Raw genomic sequence first — 18,557 nt, forward strand, 5'->3', positions numbered from 1 at the left:
CTTAATATACCATATCATATTTCTCAAAAAACTTCTTGTTTAAAGTGCTTTTAAGTGGCCAGATTCATTATAGTACTCTACAAGCCACCCTTTTTCATTCAATTTAAGGTTGCATAAGCAGGCATTTTCAAGCTTCGTTTTGCCTGAGCCGATCATGCCTGAAGAAAGCAGTGCCAGCAGAGCATTTATGGATGCTCCGTGTGAAACAAGGATAACTCTTTTCCCGCTATAGAGCATGCTGATTTTATCAAGCCCTTCCTTGAGCCGTATATGATGGTCCTCTTTGCTTTCCATCTCTGGATAATCCCTGTCTGGAAAAAGAGCGTGCCTCTCCTCAGCTGTAAGACCTTCAGCTCTGCCAAAACTTCTTTCAATAAATTCCTCCATTAACACCAAAGGCTTCTGGATATTTTGGTTAATGATTTCTGCAGTCTGTCTGGCTCTTTGCAGAGGGCTGGAAATGATAATATCCCAATTTTCATTGGCAAGGTGTTCCCTGCACGCTGCTGCCTGGCGGACACCCATCTCATTTAACTCAATATCTGTTCTTCCCTGGATCCTGCCTTCAGCATTCCATTCTGTCTGGCCATGGCGTACAAGGCAGATTTCAGTCATGTACACTGCCACCTCCTATTGGACTCTTATTATGCGAGAGTCTCTTCCCCATAATAACGTAGGCAGTTCCTGTCTGGTCAGGAAAGAAGGATTCCTTTATTGTTGTCCAACCAAGAGACCAATACAACTGCCGGGCTGCGATGTTATCCTTTTGAGTTGTGAGAATAGCTGTCTTATTTGGCAGCTGCGCCAATATTCTTTGTTCAAGAAGGCGGCCGATCCCCTGCTTTCTGCTTTCAGGATGGACGGCCAGCTCCACCACTTCAAAGCAATCCTCCAGCCAAGTCAGCGCCTCTTCTTCAGAAAGCTCCTTTTCAATCAAACCTCTATAATATTGACCCTTTTGTGAGTTATAGCCATAAACGAAACCTGCCAGTCTGGCATCACCCTCAAACGCCATTTCCCCCTGGAAGCCATCATAGCTGCCATGTCGCATCAGTCTTTCCAGAAAAGATTGATCTTCTTTATTCCAGACCAGATTATACAGGCTTGCAGCTTCGGCCAGGCACCCTTCTCTAGTTTCCATTTTCTTCAGATGAATTTTGTCTTTATTGGTATTCATGCCTCAACCTCCATTATTCAGGCAAGCAATCCTGCTCTAATTCTGCGGAAAATATTCCATCGGCTCATTGCAATGCTTATAACCGTTCCTATTATAAAATTCTACCCCTTCCTCACTCGGCCAGACGATGACGAATTCATAATGGTTCTTTTCAATCCATGTATTGATGGCAGTGATCAGCCTGCTTCCGACTCCTTTTCCGCGATATTCCGGCACAGTATAGACATTGGTCATATAGGCGAAGGGATAGGTGATCCGGCCGGGCCTTGGAACTTTTTGTATTCTTTCTATGTACATATGTGATACAACTTTTCCATGATCTTCAGCGATCCAGATATACCAAATGCCTCCCTTAATAGCTTCCTCCAGAAAGGATCTGCATTCTTTCTCGAATTCCGGATAATCTTTTTCTGAAAAAGTGCCCTCCTCATAATCTTCAAGCGTGAAGTCCCATCTCATTCTAATCAGCCTATCTATATCCTTTCTTTCTGCGAGCCTTATTTGCATTTTTAAAGCCTCCATATTTTCATTAAGTAATCCTTCTGCAGCCTGCCATGGTTTTCCTTTATTTTAAAAAACTGCAGTGAATATTGGCAATTTTATGCTAAAATTAATTTCATTCGAATGATACTAATATAGAAAGGCGGCAAATGATGATTCAATTTTTCACCTATAACTGGCAGGTCAGGGATGAGTGGTTTCAATGGTGTGAGCAGCTAAATGAGGATGAACTGCTTAAGAAGCGGGCGGGAGGAGCGGGGAGCATACTTCATACACTGCTCCACATAGCGGATGTAGAATACAGCTGGATCCGTGCTATCAAAGGCCTGGGCGATACGATCGTTGACTTTGAAGAATATCGCAGTCTGAGTGAGGCCAAGCAGCTCTCTGACTCTTTCCGGAAAGATATCAAAAGCTATTTTGGCGAGGGTCTTATTGATGCGCCAGACTTTACCGTTTCCATTCCATGGGATGATGATGAATTTAGTAAAAACGAAATCCTCCATCATATCGTTGCACATGAAATCCATCATATTGGACAGCTTTCTGTCTGGGCACGGGAACTGGGACTTGCGCCGGTCAGTGCGAATTTTTTAGGCAGGGATCTGAAAACTGCCAGCTTCATAGAGTAAATGTGACAATAACCATATATTTTATTGTACGTTTTAAATAGAGGAAGGGTTTCATTTTTCGGTAAGGTTTTACATTAACCCAGCTCCCCAACCATTCTTTGTCTGCAAGGAATAAATGCTCCTATAGGAGTTTATGATTCTTTGTTGGACATACCCGCCAGGCTGGCGTATACTAGCGATATTTATGCAGGAAATAGCAGAAGGCTGGAAAGAAAGGTTTGAGATCATGCTTCAAAATCCAACAGGAAGAGAAAGGCTTGCCCTTGCTTTTCTCCTTAGTTCATTAGGAATTTTAGGGCCATTTAACATCGATATGTACTTGCCAAGCTTTCCCGATATCGGCAGAGACCTTGATGCCACTGCGTCCCTTGTACAGCTCAGCTTGACAGCCTGTCTGATGGGGCTCGCTGCCGGGCAGATGATCGTTGGGCCGATCAGTGATGGACAAGGCAGGAGAAAACCGCTTCTGATCGGGATTTCGCTTTTTAGCATCGCTTCATTATTTTGTGCGCTTGCACCAAATATCACTGCGTTTATAGCTGCCCGTTTCTTTCAGGGGCTAACCGCTTCAGCTGGGATTGTCCTGTCGCGTGCAGTTGTGAGGGATGTATTCAGCGGTACAGAGCTGACGAAGTTCTTCTCACTATTAATGGTGATAAATGCTACCGCTCCGATGGTTGCCCCTATGACCGGCGGCGCGCTCCTTTTACTGCCATTCGCCAGCTGGCACACCATTTTTTACTTTTTATGTGCGCTTGGACTGGCCATCGTTACACTCATTTCCATACGCCTGCCTGAGACGCTTCCTGCTGAAAAGCGCATTCCCAGCAGTCTGGGAGGCACAGTCAAGGCAATGGGCGGCTTATTCAAGGATCGCTCATTCATCGGCCCCTGATTGTCGGTTTTGTACATGGAGGAAGCTTTGCTTATGTATCCGGAACACCATTTGTTTACCAGGGAATTTATGGCGTCTCTCCTCAGGTGTTCAGCATCCTGTTCGGTATCAATGGGATTGCCATCATCACCGGGAGCTTTCTGATCGGCCGCCTTGCCGGCATTGTACAGGAAAGGACCCTGCTTCGGACAGCCGTCTGCATCGCTGTCAGCGCGACTGCATTATTGCTGACTATGACCATCATTAAAGGGCCGCTGTTTACGCTGGTCATCCCGATATTCATCTATATGACGTCCATGGGGATGATCCTTACCAGCTCCTTTACACTGGCGCTGAAGAATCAGGGGCACCGTGCCGGAAGCGCCAGCGCCGTCATTGGCATGATGCCGCTCCTCCTGGGCAGCATCGTTTCCCCTCTTGTCGGAATCAATGAAGCATCCGCCGTACCGATGGGAAGTTCACCACTTCATTCATCGGATTCATTCTTTTCTTTACATTGACGAAAGAAAAACAGTCTCATCTAAAGCTGCATCCGGAGGGGTAATTCCCTCCTTTTTTATAGGATTTTATTAGTGTTACTTGTTGGGACAGTGCTTCTGCAGCGGAATTCTACATAAATTTTCAATCTTTCTACAATATAATTAAAGGATTCTACATAAAAGAGAGAAGATTCTACATAAATTTACCGTTATTCTACCAAAAATACATTTATTACCAAAAAACTCAACTTTTTGAATCCTCCATCCCGTCTACCCGGCACAAATGAATAGTTTCTTGTTTAACTGCAGATGACTATGTTAAAAGATCTTTCTGAGGGGTGATGTTAATGGATTTAAATTGGATATGGAAATCAATATTGATTGTATTGGCTGGAACCCTGCTCCTCAGGATTGCCGGCAGAAAATCAATATCCCAGATGACACTTGCCCAGACTGTGATCATGATTGGAATCGGTTCTTTGTTGATACAGCCGCTCGCCGGGAAAAACATCTGGACCACTATCTTTGTTGGAGGCATTCTTGTATTTACTTTGGTCATTATGGAGTTCTTACAGGTGAAATCCGATAAGATTGAGAAATTCATCACAGGAAGGTCAAAAATATTGATTAATAATGGGAACATCGATGAAGAAAGCATGAAAAAGGTAAGGCTGACGGTCGACCAGCTGGAGATGAAGCTCCGGCAGAATAATGTGTCCAGCCTGCAGGATGTAAACTGGGCAACGTTAGAGCCAAACGGACAGGTTGGATTCGAGCTGAAGGAAGATGCCAAGCCGGCATTGAAGAAAGATATCCAGCTCCTCCAGCAGCAGATGAACCAAGTGATCATGCTCCTGAAGGGTAATGGAGTACCTATGCCTGCCAATGACTCAGCAAAGCAGGACCTTTTTGCTGAAGTAGCGAAGAAATCACATATTACAGAGCCGCCAGAGCATCTTCAGTAGATGGAGGTAAAAAATAGGCTTTTAATAGTTTTTTCCACTGTTTTTATGGTCTTTTTTGCGGCGTTATTTATTTTTTATATTTTGAAAGACGATTCCTCCCGCTGGCAGGTATCTCTCGGAGGAATCACCGTAAGCGCCCTGCCCTTACTACTCATCTTTCTAAAAAAACCGTTTCCCACTGCCCTGGTCATCGGCTACTTTTTGTTTGTATTCTGCTCCATCTACCTGGGATCGATCACAAGCTTCTATCGCAAATATGCCTGGTGGGATACGTCCCTTCATCTATACAAGGGAATCTTTGTCGGCATAGCTGCCGTCTTTGTCTTCAAGGTTTTTTCTGGAGGAAAAGGCCGTTCCCGAACACTACTATTTTTGTTCAGCTTTTCCTTATCGGCTGCATCCAGCATCTTTTGGGAAATCTATGAGTTTGCCGGCGACCAGCTTGTCACTGAAACGATGCAGCGCGGCGGCAATAAAGATACCATGATAGATCTCATTGCAGGCACTTCAGGCGCATTAATAGCAGGCATCTATAATATCCTGAGATTCAGGAAACTATAACGGCCGGCTCCCCATGGAACCGGCCCTTATTTTCAGCTTTTTAAAATATCTTCAATTCTGTTGAGCTCTTCAGATGTAAACTCCAGATTATCCAGCGCAGCGACATTTTCTTCAATCTGGGAAACCCTGCTTGCACCGATCAAAGCAGATGTCACCCTGCCTCCGCGGAGGACCCATGCCAGCGACATTTGTGCTAGGCTCTGCCCGCGTTCGGATGCGAGTTCATGGAGTTTCCTGACTTTTTCAATTGTCTGCTCTGTTACCTGGTCCCCTTGAAGCGCACCGGTCTTGCTGGCAGCCCTGCTGTCCTCGGGAATCCCGTTGATATACTTATTCGTCAAAAGCCCCTGAGCGAGCGGACAGAAGGCAATCGATCCCACACCATTCTTCTCCAGAACATCCTGGAGGCCGTCCTCAATCCAGCGGTTCAGCATAGAGTAGCTTGGCTGGTGTATGACAAGCGGCGTGCCCAGCCTGTTAAGTATTTTGACAGCTTCTTCCGTCTGCTCTGCCGAGTAGCTGCTGATGCCGACATATAAGGCTTTTCCCTGTCTGACAATAGTGTCCAGAGCACCCATTGTTTCTTCTAAAGGTGTATCCGGGTCAGGGCGGTGAGAATAGAAAATATCCACATAATCCAGCCCCATCCGCTTTAGGCTCTGATCGAGGCTTGAAATGAGGTACTTCCTGCTTCCCCACTCCCCATAGGGCCCGGGCCACATATAATAGCCAGCCTTCGTTGAAATGATCATTTCATCCCTGTAAGGAGCAAAATCCGACTGCATCATCCGGCCGAACATTTCCTCAGCCGAGCCTGCAGGAGGGCCGTAGTTATTGGCCAGATCGAAATGAGTGATGCCAAGGTCAAATGCCCTCCTGAGCATTTCCCTCCCATTTTCATATGTATCAGTTCCCCCAAAATTATGCCATAAGCCAAGGGAGATGGCCGGGAGCCTGAGGCCAGAGCGCCCGCTTCGATTGTATTTCATCGTTTCATAGCGTTTTTCTTCTGCAAGGTATACCATCGATCTTCCTCCTTCAAGTAATGCGTTCTTTTCCATATTAAACGCTTTCACGGGGCTGTACAAAGAAACTGCCCATAGCATGATATCTTCTTAAATGAAAAAATAAAGATTAGCCGCAAACTAATCTTTATCTTAAGTCCATTACTTTATCTTTTGTCTTCTGGCTCTGCAGAAAGTGGTACAGTGCTCCAATCAGATTAGAGTCGTTTCCGAACTTGCACACCTCGGCTTTTACATCAAGAGAATGGATATCCGATTTCATGCTTGATAGCACCATATTGATTCTCTCGCAAAAATCATGCCTGGCCGAAATCGCACCGCCGATCAGGATTTTTTCCGGGTCAATGATATAATGCAGATTCAGAATGCCGACAGCCAGGCGTTTGTAGAAGCGGTCTATTTCTTCCTGAATTTCTTTATCTCCGCTCTCTGCCATCTCAAATACTATACGGCCGTCCAGTGTTTCAGGATCCAATCCTTTTTTGGCTGCTGCAATATTGACCAGTGCCCCAGTGGCACCCAGATCGCTCCAGCTTCTTCCTAAAGGACCCTCTAAATAATCCTCCATGATCATATAGCCGAACTCTCCGCCATGGAAGCTCGCTCCATGCCTGACTTTTTTGTCCAGGACAATGGCCCCGCCTATTCCTGTCCCGATGACGATGCAGATATAATCCCGGACATCCTTTGCAGCACCGATCCAGCCTTCTGCCAGCCCTGCACAGTTGGCGTCATTTTCCAGCTCTGCCGGCAGCCCTGTTCTTTTCTCCACCAGTTCCCTGATATTGGGGCCATGAACATAAGGGACAGCGCTGGCGCCATGAATAGTTCCGCTCACTACATCTACGGCCCCGGGCATGCTCATCGCTATTCCTTCAACAGGGCTGATGAACCTTATTTCCTCGACAGCGTTTCCGATTGCCTCAATAAATGCTTCAATACCTTCCTTTGGAGTCGGGATTGATGACTTTTTTATAATGCTGCCCGCTTCATCCATCAACGCATATTTTATGGATGAGCCCCCTACATCAAATGCTGCATAATTTCGCATGCTCCTACCCCCATATATCCTTTCGCCAAAGGATCAATTTCCTTCTATTACGGCTGTGTTCCGCAGGATTCCCTGATGATCAGCTCAGAGTCGATCAGGGCAGGCCGCGGCTGGGATTTGCCGTTGATGAGATCGTTCAGCATATAAGCTGACAATTTCCCGAATTTCTCTTTATCCTGTTTTACAGTCGATAGCTTGGGATCGCTGTAGCGGCAGGCGGCAATATCATCGCAGCCAATCACCTTTATATCACGAGGGACTGAAAGCCCTGCTTCCTTAATGGCCCTTAATGCTCCAAGCGCCATTAAATCAGAGGCCGCAAAGACAGCCTCTGGCTTCCTTTTCCCCTCAAGGATCCTTTTCATGCACTCATATCCGCTGTCTTCATGATAATCTCCATATTGAATCCAGTCTTCCTTTATTTCCAGGCCGAACTGGTTCATGGCCTCAAGGAATCCCTTCTTCCGCAAATTGGAAATGACAGATCCCTTCATTCCTCCTATAAAACCAACATCCCTGACAGAATTGAGATAAAGATGTTCAATAACCTTTCGGGAAAGATTCACGTTATCTGTCATAACAAAGGCAGATTTCGGGCCTGACAGTTCAATGTCAATCCCGATGCATGGAAAATCAGCCTTAGCAAGCTCATGCACTGCTTCCTCCACTTCTTCCCCGGCAATGACGAGGCAGCCGTCCACATTGAAATGCCTGCATCTTGCCATATAGCTGCCATTGTCCTGCCGGAAGTTTTCATTGGAGAACATGAGGATATCATAGCCGAGCATGCCGATATTCTTTTTAAAAGAAGAAATGACTTCATTGAAATATGGGTGGGTCATGTCAACATTGATTTTGCCGGCATAAATCAGGCCAATCAGATTGGATTTTTTCGTGGCGAGCGACCGTGCTGAGAAATTTGGTTCATAATCCATCTCAAGAATGACATCCATTACCTTTTTCTTTGTTCTTTCGCTGATGCCTCCGTAATTATTGATGACTTTAGAAACGGTTGCAGCAGACACACCCGCAATTTCCGCAATATTCTTTATCGTTAGGCTCATGAGAATCCCTTCTGCTTCCAAATTATGTTCTTTGTTACTAGATTACTAGCTGTTCCCTTTCCTTTCAATCTCCAGAATCAGAAAGGCCCGATTATTTTACAGACCCTTCTGTAATGCTGGAAATGAAAAGCTTGTTAAACAGCAGGAATATGACCAAAAGAGGCACGGTAGCCCAGAAAACACCTGACATGATCATTCCAAAATCAATATTATGGGTGTTGCTGAGATTGGCCAAAGCCACCTGAATTGTATACATTTCAGGGTCCCTCAGCACAGTAAACTGCCACAGGAACTCTCCCCATACAGCCGTAAACACGATAATCCCCAGCGTGGCAAAGGCAGGCAGGATGATGGGCAGGACAATGCTGCGGTAGATCCTAAAGTTAGAGCACCCATCCAGCTTGGCCGCTTCTATCAATTCATCCGGCACAGCTTCGTTCACATACTGCCTCATCAGGAAAATTCCAAGAGGATTCAGGAAGAACAGAAGCATCACCCCGGAAAGCGTATCCAGAAGTCCAGCTTTGGAAATCAGGAAATACTGAGGGATCAGGCCGAGCTGCGGAGGAATAATCATGGTTACCAGGATTGAGATGAATAACACATTCTTCCCGGGAAATTTGAATTTAGCAAATGCGAAGCCGGCCAGGGAACTGATGGCCAGAACCACGAGCGTAACAACCACACAGATGATAAAGGAATTCCACATTGCGTTGAAAAAATCAATATTGCTCAGAACTTTCTTGAAATTGTCCACCAGCAGATTCCCAGGTGTCAAAGTAGGCGGAATTGTGTTGTATGCAGAGCTTGGACTGGTCGCCATTACAAACATCCAGTAAAAAGGGAAAAGGGAGACTAAAGAAGCAATGCCCAGAAACAAGTAGATCGGCAGATTCCCTTTTCCGGGTTTCTTTTTGACAGTGTTCATGCTCATTTCGCTGCCCTCCTTTTGCCCCGCCCATATCCGGATGTCAGCATCGTATTGATGGTTGCGAAAGCAGCGATGATGACAAGCAGGATGATGGCTGTTGCAGATGCTGTACCAAATGATTGAAGCTTGAACGCATCACGGTACAAATACATAACAATCGTCATTGCTTCATCCCTCGAAAATGCCCCTGCACCAAGGAATACAGTAGGCTCTGAGAACAGCTGGAGCGCACCGACAGTAGAAAAGAATACAGTAAGGAGAATGAAAGGTTTCAGCAGCGGAAGTGTAATGTAAAATAGCTGCTGCGTTTTACTTGCTCCATCGATTGTAGCCGCCTCATACAAGTCGTTCGGAATACTTTGGATCCCCGCCAGGAAAATGATCGTATTATAGCCGACCCACCTCCAGAAAACCATAATGGAAATCGCGATTTTTGTCCCCCATTCGGAAGCTCCCCAATGGACCGGATCAAAGCCGAAAAGACCCAATACATAGTTGGCCAGTGAGGTTTCATGATTGCTGAAGAGGACGCTGAAGATTAAGGCCACTGCCACCATGGAAGTAATATAAGGCATAAAAATCGTTACCCGGAAGAAATTTTTAAACCGGATGAATGTTAGATTGAGCAGGAATGCCAGGATAATCCCGACTATCAGCTGTGGAGCTGTTCCCATCAGTCCCATTACGATTGTGTTGTAAACCGACTTCCAAAAAAGCGGATCCTCCAGTACAATCTTGAAGTTATTCAGGCCGGCAAACGTCATTGGGCTTAGCCCGTTCCATTTCTGAAAAGCCAGATACAAACTGAATAGGGCCGGATAAAGGCCGATGATGGCAAAGATGATAAAAAAAGGTGCTATATATAAATAGCCGGATATCATATCTTTCTTTGATTCAGACAGACGCTTTTTTCTTCCAGTCATGCCGCCTGTACTTGTTTTGCTTTCTTTGGCAGCTGTTTGCATGTTTCCGCCTCTTTTCTATGCATAAATCAGGAAATGGCTCAAAAAAGCCATTTCCCCTTTTCATTCTTTATCTTCCTAATAAGTCTTTTGCCCGTTTGACGGCTGCTTTCCATTCTTTTTCAGGATCTTTGCCGTTTTGGACATTCTTCAGGGCATTCTCGACCTCCTGATGGACAGGGAAATATTTTTCACCCTTATAGACTGCTCCCTGGATATCTTGTGCTGCCTGGGCAAATACAGTAGATGTTACCTGGCCGCCGAAGAATTCGTCTTCATTTGACTTGAAGGCATCCATGTCATAAACAGATGGTGCAGATGGGAAAAGACCTTTACTCTGGAAAGATTCAAGCTGCTGTTCAGGTGCGACAAGCCACTCGATGAAATCATAGGCAGCCTGTGCATTTTTTGTTTCCTTTGGAACAGCTATATAAGAACCGCCCCAGTTTGCAGCGAACTCCTTCGGCAGTGTGGCTACTCTCCACTTGCCTACTGCATCCGGCGCATTGCCTTCCATCCAGCCCTTCAGCCAGCCGGCTCCAAGCTCTGCTGCAAATTCGCCTTTATTGACAGCATTGGACCATTCGGGAGACCACATGTCATACTTTCCTACAATTCCTAATTCATTGAGCTTAACAGCATAATCGTAAGCTTCTTTAACTGCATTTCCTTCTTCTTCAATCAGAAGCTCTCCATCCGGATTCAAATAGGTGGCTTCCGCTGCATCCAGATATGCCCGGAAGGCCATTTCAATACTGTCCACAAAGGGCTTTCCTGTTTTCTCCTTTAACTGGAGGCCAGCTTCCTGGAAAGCCTCAGGAGAATTGATAAGCGCCTCCACCTCGGCAGGCTCTGTCGGAAGACCGGCTTCCTCGAATAGATCTACACGATAATACAAAGCCTTGGGCCCGATATCGGTCGGCATACCGAACAGGAAGTCTCCATCTGCATTTTCTCCGCCCTTCCATTTCCAATCCAGATATTGATCTTGAACATCCTTGGCACCTAAATCGTATAAGTTTTCGAAACGGTCCTGGGCAACTTTAAAGCGGTCGAACTGGTCAATTTCCAGCATAGCGATATCCGGCGCCCCGCTGCCGGCTGATAGAGCAGTAAATAAGGCATCATGGTGATCTGCGGTCTCTGATGATTTCACTTTGATTTTGACATTCGGATTTTCTTCTGTATATTTCTTTGCAAGCTCCTCATAATTGGTAGCTCCGAAGGTCCAGAAGCTCAGGGTTACGTCTCCGCCGCCATCTGATCCTCCGGATGAAGTTTCTTCGCCGCTGCACGCTGCAAGTGATAACGCAAGAACAGATGATGCTCCAAATGCCGCTATTTTTTTTAGGCTATTCCATTTCAAGTGAATCTCCCCCATTATTATTAAGTAAATTTGAACCATCCTTTTGAGAACCTGCCCAATCCTGCCTTAAGCCACCCCCTCCAAAAGAATACCAGGACCTGTCTATAATTAAATAAGTACGGAAACCGGTTTCCGTAATGAGCGGAAACCGCTTTCATTTGTTATTATAAGAGCCTATTTTTCAGAAATCAACTATATTTTTGAAAATTTAGTCTATATTTTTTATTGAAATTAGACTAATATAATAATATTTTCTTCAAAATCAGTTGATCAGTCCTGATATCGAACTGATTTCCAGTGTTTTTCACCGTCACAGAAACCGATTTCCAAAATAAAAGAGAGCATTACGCTCCCTTTTTTCTTTATAAGCCTATAACGTTTCTCCATTGCTTTTTATTACTTCGCTATACCAATAAAAACTCTTCTTCTTTGTTCTTTTAAGGTCATGCTCGCCTTCTTCATGCTGATTAACATATACAAAGCCATATCTCTTCTGAAATCCATTAAGCCAGCTCAGCAGGTCGGTAAAGGACCAGACACAATATCCAAGCAGCTCCACTCCATCTGAAATAGCTTCTTGCATGGACTGGATATGAGCACGGATAAAAGCAATTCTGTAATCATCATTCACCTTTCCATCTTCTTCTAGCTTATCGAACTCACCCAGCCCATTTTCACTGATCAGTACTGGAAGCTGGTATCTGCTTGTGATCCGGCGGAGTGCCACACGAAGGCCTTGCGGGTCGATTGTCCAGTCCCAGTTCGTTTTTTCCAGGGATGGGTTGTCAGCTGTTCTGTATAGTCCAGGCACACCTGAGGCCTTAGTGGTCCCTTTCTTGCCTGTGGTATTCATTTCACCTTCAGACACTCCCCCATCAAGCGGATTGGCTTCAAAGGTAGCGGTTTGATAATAATTGAGTCCCATAAAGTCCGGCTTTCCTTCTTGCAGGAGCTCTAAATCCCCTGCTTCCAGCGATGGTGCCAGCCCTTCCCTCTCTAAGTAATCCCACGCAGCTTTCGGATACTTGCCCCATGCGTAGACATCCATCCACCAGTGGCTGTTCAGCTCTTCTGCATTTTCGCTGGCAATGATGTCCTTTGGTTCATGAGAGCGCGGGTACGAAGGCGTGTACGCAAAGCTCGGCCCGATTTTACCTTTTGGCACATAATTACGGAACGCTTTTATGACACTTGCATTGGCTAAGTTTGCATGGTGGTTCACCTGGTAAAAAAGCTTGTCATCCTTGACTCCAGGCGGGTGCATAGCATTTCGGTAGCCGAACATGGTAAAGATATTCTGCTCATTCAGGCTGACCCAATATTTGACCCGATCGCCGAAACGCTTAAACAGCTCTGTACTGTATGCTGTGAAGTCTTCAATGATCTGCCGGGATTCCCAGCCGCCGTATTCCTCCTGGAGCGCCTGCGGCAAATCCCAGTGATATAGAGTCACGACAGGTTCAATATCATGCTTGATCAGTTCATTGATCAGTGAATCATAAAACTCGATGCCCTTTTCATTCACTTTTCCTTTTCCTTCAGGAAAGATTCTCGTCCAGGCAACCGAAAAACGGTATGCCTTCAAGCCCATTTCAGCCATCAGCTGCACATCTTCTTTATAGCGCTGGTAATGGCCAACAGCTGTATCGCCTGTCGTCCCTTTAAATGTCTTGCCGGGGATCCGGACGAACTGATCCCAATTGGAGAGGCCTTTGCCATCTTCATTCCAGGCCCCTTCTACCTGATAGGCCGCAGAAGCAGCCCCCCAAAGGAAATTCTGCGGAAAAGCCTTCAATTCTTTATGTATCATATTCACTGCCCCTTTCTTAATATTGAAACCGGTTTCCTTAAACAGTATAACAAATTCTGATAAACAATATATTCAGAAATATACTTTTGTACCCTTTTAAAATAAAAAAACCGCACAAGGCGGCTATTAAATGGTTGTGCTATGTAATACATCTGTTTCTCTTCCTGAATACTCTTTTTTCAATAAACCGTAAACTATATGGTCTACATAATGATCATAGAGCCATTCTGCTTCTCGTATTACGCCTTCTTCCGTGAAACCGAACCGCTCCGGTAAAGCCCTGCTTTTCAAATTGCCGGCAGCAGCCCTTACTTCTATCCTGTTTAGACCTGCTTTTTCGTATCCATAGCCTACCAGGGCTGAAAAAGCCCTGCTCATGATTCCTTTTCCCTGGTACTTCTCACCAAGCCAGTAGCCGATTACGCCGATTTTGTGAAGCGGGCTGATTTCATTAAATCCTATCGTGCCGGCTATTTTCCCCTTGTAAACGATGGCGGCAGCCTGGGGATGCCCTCCATTCTTCTCAAACGCATCAAGAGAAGATTGAATAAAGCTGGCTGAATCTTCTACTGTCCTGGTATAATCCAGCCAGCCCAGCCATTGTTTTAAATATTCCTTTGACTCGATTGTCAAATTAAAAAGTTCTTCAGCATCCTCAGGCTGATAAAGCCTAAGTGAAATTTCGTCACCCAATTCCATGTTAAACATGAATACTCCCCCCTTGAGTTTTCATTATTTTACCATAATTCTCTTTCTATATATAGATTCAACAGGAAAAAGCTGACCATAAAAATGGCCAGCATCTGTTAAGTAATTATTATTTTACTTTGCTCTTATACCATTCTGCCGCAGCTTCCGCTTCCTGAGATGTCAGCTGATGTCCATAATTCTCCCAGTGCAGCTCAACATCAGCATTGGCATCCTCCAGAAGGGATGTCAGTTCTTCTGATTCTGAAGACGGACAGATCGGATCGTTTTTGCCGGCGGCAATGAATACGGAGGTACCTGTCAGGTCAGGCAGCTCGACACCCCTTCTCGGCACCATCGGATGATGAAGGATTGCCCCCTTTAAGGCATCTTTATAGTGGAATAACAAACTGGCAGCTATATTGGCTCCATTAGAATAGCCGACGGCGAAGATATTGCTGCGGTCAAACTCATATTTGGCAGCTGCCTCATCCAGGAATTCATTCAGTTCACTTGTGCGGAATACAAGATCTTCTTCATCAAATACACCTTCCGATAATCTCCGGAAAAAGCGCGGCATCCCGTTTTCCAGCACATTTCCCCTTATGCTCAGCACAGAGGCTTCTTCATCTATAATGACAGACAGCGGAATCAGGTCCCTCTCATTTCCCCCCGTCCCGTGTAAGAGCAGGAGAGTCGGTTTATCCGGATTCGCACCTTTTCGAAAAATATGTTCCATCCCAATCACCTTCCAAAATTATTAATTGTATTATCTTTCTCTGATTTCCCCTATTTTTAGGGTATTTAACCTTCCGATCTTTATCTTTAATTCGAGATAATTTTAAGATGCTTCTTTCATATTGTCAACAGCTGCGTATTCTCTCTATATTTCAATTGTAAAAATCCTCCACTCTGGTGCCTGGCACCATGTTATAATTTCCTATAGACAAGCTCAAAGGAAGTGTGCGTTTTGGCTGCTCAATCAACCGAACCTAAGAATTCATACAAAGACCTTTCCTCTGACTGCGAAAGCTGCTTCGGCCTCTGCTGCGTGGCTCTCCCGTTTGCAAAGTCTGCGGATTTTGCCTTAGATAAAAGCAGCGGTGCTCCCTGCCCGAATCTGCAGGATGACTACCGGTGCAGGACGCATGAAACACTAAGAGAGAAAGGATTTAAAGGCTGCACTGTATACGAGTGTTTTGGAGCCGGGCAGAAGGTCTCTCAGCTCACTTTCGCAGGCAGAGACTGGCGTAGAAATCCTGAGGTGGCAACTGAGATGTTCAAGGTATTCCCAGTCATGCAGCAGCTCCATGAAATGCTTCTGTATTTGACAGAGGCACTTAGCCTGAAAGAAACACTTGTTATTAAAAATGAACTGCAATCTGCCTTGGATACAACAAAGCTGCTGACACTGCTGGAGTCTAAGTCCATTCTGAACCTTGATGTCCATTCACACAGAATCATGGTCAGTGAATTGCTGAACAAAAGCAGTGAACTATATAGAAAAAATGTCCCTTACAATAGGTCCCCCAAGTTAATATCCAAATTGAAAAGAAGCAGTGATTTTATTGGTGCCTCTTTAAAAGGGGAAGATCTCAGAGGGGCCAGCCTGCGAGGGGCGCTATTGATTGCAGGAAATCTGCAGAATGCCGATTTGCGTAAATGCGATTTGCTTGGCGCTGATTTAAGGGATGCCAATATTGGCGGTGCAGACCTGAGAGGATGCCTTTTTTTGACGCAGGCACAAGTGAATGCTTCTATTGGAAACGTTTCGACTAGGCTGCCACCCGCCCTTAAGTTACCTGCCCATTGGAGCAGGTAACTTTTTGCACAAGATGCAAAGTAAGAAAATATCTATTCTGTTAACATAATAAATTTATAATAAACAAAAAGGGAGATTCATTTTTGTGAATTTCCCTATTGCCTGTATTCTGCATTATATGAATTTTCACCTGAATGGACTGAAAGCAGTGTATTGGCATAGCCTACAAGACGATTGACAATTTCATCGCAGACAGCGTACACAAACTTATGCCTGCCTGCTATGCAAAGTGCCGGATCATCCCAAATAATCGTCGTATTGATGTTAAAATGCTTTGTATCGTATATATTGTAATGGATGATTGCCTTCCCTGCTGCTCCGCCCGTTTGCGGATCCTGGTATCCCGGCAGGAACACATACCATTCCTCAGCAGTAGGGGACCGGAAATTTTTTGTGAATGATAGTCCTGCTATTGCAGTGCTGACTTCTTTCTTAGTCTCTTCATCCATTGTATCGATTAGATTATTGTTCAACCATTCTTCCTTCCTTCTATAACCAAATAATCACTTTTGATGCCTGTGTGCCTTGCGGATGCATGAACGGCAAAAACCCATTTCGTCTTCATATGGAAACCAGGACTCACAGTTCAAGCATCTTTTATACAGCACCCGGTCAATCAGCAGATCATAGCCGTAATAGGTTTTCAGCTTTTCAATCCTCATGATTCAGCCTCCCTGCTTGAGCATATGGGCAATATATGCAGGGAGGCTGGGCAATGCAGCTTGGGCCTTTTTAAATCTCAATGATGATCGGCAGGATCATCGGCTTCCGTTTCGTTTCGGAGAATAAATATTGCCCGACTGCTCTCTTGATTTTCTGCTTGGTTGAATTTCTTTGGTAGTAATTTTCCTGCCTCAGATCATTCACTGTACTTTTGACAATACTGTTCACTTTTCTCAGCAGATCATCAGATTCGCGGGTATAGACAAAGCCCCGTGATATAGTATCAGGCCCTGAAACAATTTTCCTTTCCTTCTTGCTGAAGGTGAAAACGATGACAAGCATTCCGTCCTCTGACAGCTGCTTCCTGTCGCGGAGGACAACCTCGCCGACATCTCCAACACCCATTCCGTCAATAAGGGTATTGCCTGATGGCACCTCCCTGGTCTGGCGGGCTGTGCCATCTTCAATATCCACGACATCCCCGTTTTTCACAATAAATGTATGTCCCTCTTCTACACCTGCAGACTCAGCCAGCAGCCTGTGGTGATGAAGCATCCGGTATTCTCCGTGTATAGGAATGAAATACTTAGGCTTCATCAGAGTGAGCATCAGTTTGAGATCCTCCTGGTAGCCGTGGCCTGAAACATGCATTCCGGTTGAACTGCCAGAGCCGTATATGACATTTGCGCCAAGCATATAAAGATTGTCAATTATCTTGGTAACACCACGTTCATTCCCGGGTATAGGACCTGCTGCAAGAATGACCGTATCTCCCGGCAGCACTTCGGCATCCCTGAAATTATTCGTGGACAGCCGGGCAAGAGCGGCCATTGGCTCCCCCTGGCTTCCTGTACACAAAATACACACCTTTTCAGGAGGCAGCGAATCGGTATCCGATCCCTGGATCAGCATGCCTTCAGGTATAGTCAGATAGCCTCGTTCCATTGCGACGCCTACTACATTGATCATGCTCCGGCCTAGAAGAGCCAGTTTGCGCCCCGTTTTGAAGCAGGCATCTGCCACCTGCTGGACCCTGTTCACATTAGAAGCAAAGGTGGAAATGATGACCTTCCTCTCCGCCTTAACGAAAGCCTCCAGAATATGGTCACCAACAATTCTTTCGGACGGAGAAAAACCGGTCCGCTCCGCATTTGTACTCTCAGAAAGAAGAGCCAGCACACCGCTTGTCCCTAATTCCGCCATCTTATGGATATCCGCATACTGCTCATTCATAGGGGTCAGGTCGAATTTGAAATCGCCTGTATGGACGACCAATCCTTCCGGAGTTTGAAAAGCAATCCCGAGGCAGTCCGGAATGCTGTGGTTGACCTTGAAAAAGCTTGCCCTGATGCTGCCGAGTTCCAGAACAGTGTCAGAGTCAATCTGAATCAGTTCGGTATCAGCAAGAATCCCATGCTCCGTCAATTTCAGTTCAATCAGGCCCAGAGTAAACCTTGTTTCATAGACAGGGACATTCACCCTCTTCAGAAAATAGCCGATGCCTCCAATATGATCTTCATGCCCATGTGTAATGATCAAACCTTTTATCTTTGATCTGTTTTCTTCAAGATAAGAAATATCAGGAATGATTAAATCTATGCCCATCAGGCTTTCATCAGGAAATTTCCCTCCGCAGTCGATGACTATGATATCATCACCGGATTGCAGGACATACATATTCTTGCCGATTTCATTTACGCCGCCGAGGGCGAAAATAGACACCGCACCTTCGTTCATGCTCAAACCCTCCTATTCATTCAGCCCTAACTCGGCTGATTCCAGATTCTGTCCAGGTCCAATGGGACATACACCTTTTCTCCATTGATCTGCTTATGTACGATTGGCTGCTGGAAATAATGGTCCAAAGAGTATTCCTTTCCCTGATGCCTTGCTGTTATATTCTGCCCTAGCAGTTTTTCCAATCGGGTCTCTGATTGATGCATCATGATGCGCCCCCCTTGTCAAA

At 45.4% G+C, this 18,557-nt stretch carries 20 protein-coding genes and 1 pseudogene; 5 read left to right on the plus strand and 16 right to left on the minus strand.

What is annotated here, in order from left to right:
* Positions 1-39 precede the first annotated feature (39 nt).
* The 3 genes from FZD51_RS00805 to FZD51_RS00815 are packed head-to-tail and all read right to left on the minus strand — an operon-like array spanning position 40 to position 1,684.
* Entirely contained in the window at positions 40-615 is a 576-nt protein-coding gene (locus FZD51_RS00805; protein WP_148973008.1) for a histidine phosphatase family protein, read from the minus strand.
* The gene (locus FZD51_RS00810; RefSeq protein WP_148973009.1) at positions 608-1,177 is read right to left on the minus strand and encodes a GNAT family N-acetyltransferase; all 570 of its coding nucleotides are present in this window, start codon (positions 1,175-1,177) and stop codon (positions 608-610) included. The genes FZD51_RS00805 and FZD51_RS00810 overlap by 8 nt, the downstream gene beginning before the upstream one ends.
* Before the next feature lie 36 nt (positions 1,178-1,213).
* Positions 1,214-1,684, minus strand: coding sequence for a GNAT family N-acetyltransferase (locus tag FZD51_RS00815; RefSeq protein ID WP_148973010.1), 471 nt, complete (start codon positions 1,682-1,684; stop codon positions 1,214-1,216).
* Positions 1,685-1,830: 146 nt separating this feature from the next.
* Here FZD51_RS00815 and FZD51_RS00820 point away from each other — a divergent pair, with 146 nt between their 5' ends.
* The 4 genes and pseudogenes from FZD51_RS00820 (at position 1,831) to FZD51_RS00835 (ending at position 5,210) form a co-directional block, all read left to right on the plus strand.
* A complete protein-coding gene (locus tag FZD51_RS00820; protein WP_148973285.1) occupies positions 1,831-2,310 on the plus strand; it encodes a DinB family protein in 480 nt (159 codons plus the stop codon).
* A 226-nt stretch (positions 2,311-2,536) separates the two neighbouring features.
* Positions 2,537-3,749 (plus strand): annotated as a pseudogene (locus FZD51_RS00825) (Bcr/CflA family efflux MFS transporter).
* A 282-nt stretch (positions 3,750-4,031) separates the two neighbouring features.
* Complete coding sequence (locus FZD51_RS00830; RefSeq protein ID WP_148973011.1) at positions 4,032-4,649, plus strand: DUF421 domain-containing protein; 618 nt, start codon at positions 4,032-4,034, stop codon at positions 4,647-4,649.
* Complete coding sequence (locus FZD51_RS00835) at positions 4,650-5,210, plus strand: DUF2238 domain-containing protein (RefSeq protein WP_148973012.1); 561 nt, start codon at positions 4,650-4,652, stop codon at positions 5,208-5,210.
* Between the two features lie 32 nt (positions 5,211-5,242).
* Here the strand turns inward: FZD51_RS00835 and mgrA are convergent, their stop codons facing one another.
* From mgrA to FZD51_RS00880, 9 genes are all read right to left on the minus strand, one after another.
* Positions 5,243-6,235 (minus strand): L-glyceraldehyde 3-phosphate reductase, encoded by a 993-nt coding sequence (gene mgrA, locus FZD51_RS00840; RefSeq protein WP_148973013.1) that lies wholly within the window; start codon positions 6,233-6,235, stop codon positions 5,243-5,245.
* A 127-nt stretch (positions 6,236-6,362) separates the two neighbouring features.
* A complete protein-coding gene (locus FZD51_RS00845) occupies positions 6,363-7,286 on the minus strand; it encodes an ROK family protein (RefSeq protein ID WP_148973014.1) in 924 nt (307 codons plus the stop codon).
* Between the two features lie 47 nt (positions 7,287-7,333).
* Complete coding sequence (locus FZD51_RS00850; protein ID WP_148973015.1) at positions 7,334-8,350, minus strand: LacI family DNA-binding transcriptional regulator; 1,017 nt, start codon at positions 8,348-8,350, stop codon at positions 7,334-7,336.
* Between the two features lie 91 nt (positions 8,351-8,441).
* On the minus strand, positions 8,442-9,284 hold the full coding sequence (locus FZD51_RS00855) for a carbohydrate ABC transporter permease (RefSeq protein WP_148973016.1): 843 nt from the start codon (positions 9,282-9,284) through the stop codon (positions 8,442-8,444).
* The gene (locus FZD51_RS00860; protein WP_148973017.1) at positions 9,281-10,246 is read right to left on the minus strand and encodes a carbohydrate ABC transporter permease; all 966 of its coding nucleotides are present in this window, start codon (positions 10,244-10,246) and stop codon (positions 9,281-9,283) included. The genes FZD51_RS00855 and FZD51_RS00860 overlap by 4 nt, the downstream gene beginning before the upstream one ends.
* 67 nt (positions 10,247-10,313) lie before the next feature.
* Positions 10,314-11,624 (minus strand): ABC transporter substrate-binding protein, encoded by a 1,311-nt coding sequence (locus tag FZD51_RS00865; protein ID WP_148973286.1) that lies wholly within the window; start codon positions 11,622-11,624, stop codon positions 10,314-10,316.
* Between the two features lie 355 nt (positions 11,625-11,979).
* Positions 11,980-13,419: a glycoside hydrolase family 1 protein gene (locus FZD51_RS00870; RefSeq protein WP_148973018.1), complete on the minus strand. Its 1,440-nt coding sequence runs from the start codon at positions 13,417-13,419 to the stop codon at positions 11,980-11,982.
* Between the two features lie 126 nt (positions 13,420-13,545).
* Positions 13,546-14,127 (minus strand): GNAT family N-acetyltransferase, encoded by a 582-nt coding sequence (locus FZD51_RS00875; RefSeq protein WP_148973019.1) that lies wholly within the window; start codon positions 14,125-14,127, stop codon positions 13,546-13,548.
* A gap of 109 nt (positions 14,128-14,236) precedes the next feature.
* Positions 14,237-14,845 carry an alpha/beta hydrolase gene (locus FZD51_RS00880; RefSeq protein ID WP_148973020.1) on the minus strand — a complete coding sequence of 203 codons (609 nt, stop codon included), beginning with the start codon at positions 14,843-14,845 and terminating at the stop codon, positions 14,237-14,239.
* Between the two features lie 231 nt (positions 14,846-15,076).
* Here FZD51_RS00880 and FZD51_RS00885 point away from each other — a divergent pair, with 231 nt between their 5' ends.
* Positions 15,077-15,928 carry a pentapeptide repeat-containing protein gene (locus tag FZD51_RS00885; RefSeq protein ID WP_148973021.1) on the plus strand — a complete coding sequence of 284 codons (852 nt, stop codon included), beginning with the start codon at positions 15,077-15,079 and terminating at the stop codon, positions 15,926-15,928.
* A 95-nt stretch (positions 15,929-16,023) separates the two neighbouring features.
* Here FZD51_RS00885 and FZD51_RS00890 read toward each other — a convergent pair whose 3' ends face one another.
* From FZD51_RS00890 to FZD51_RS00900, 4 genes are all read right to left on the minus strand, one after another.
* Positions 16,024-16,377, minus strand: coding sequence for a hypothetical protein (locus tag FZD51_RS00890; protein ID WP_148973287.1), 354 nt, complete (start codon positions 16,375-16,377; stop codon positions 16,024-16,026).
* A gap of 54 nt (positions 16,378-16,431) precedes the next feature.
* Complete coding sequence (locus FZD51_RS25975; RefSeq protein WP_009793403.1) at positions 16,432-16,590, minus strand: hypothetical protein; 159 nt, start codon at positions 16,588-16,590, stop codon at positions 16,432-16,434.
* A gap of 70 nt (positions 16,591-16,660) precedes the next feature.
* On the minus strand, positions 16,661-18,328 hold the full coding sequence (locus FZD51_RS00895) for a ribonuclease J (protein ID WP_148973022.1): 1,668 nt from the start codon (positions 18,326-18,328) through the stop codon (positions 16,661-16,663).
* Between the two features lie 26 nt (positions 18,329-18,354).
* Complete coding sequence (locus tag FZD51_RS00900) at positions 18,355-18,537, minus strand: hypothetical protein (protein ID WP_022543964.1); 183 nt, start codon at positions 18,535-18,537, stop codon at positions 18,355-18,357.
* Between the last annotated feature and the right edge of the window lie 20 nt (positions 18,538-18,557).

Source organism: Bacillus infantis (assembly GCF_008180445.1).
Taxonomy (GTDB): domain Bacteria; phylum Bacillota; class Bacilli; order Bacillales; family Cytobacillaceae; genus Bacillus_AB; species Bacillus_AB infantis_B.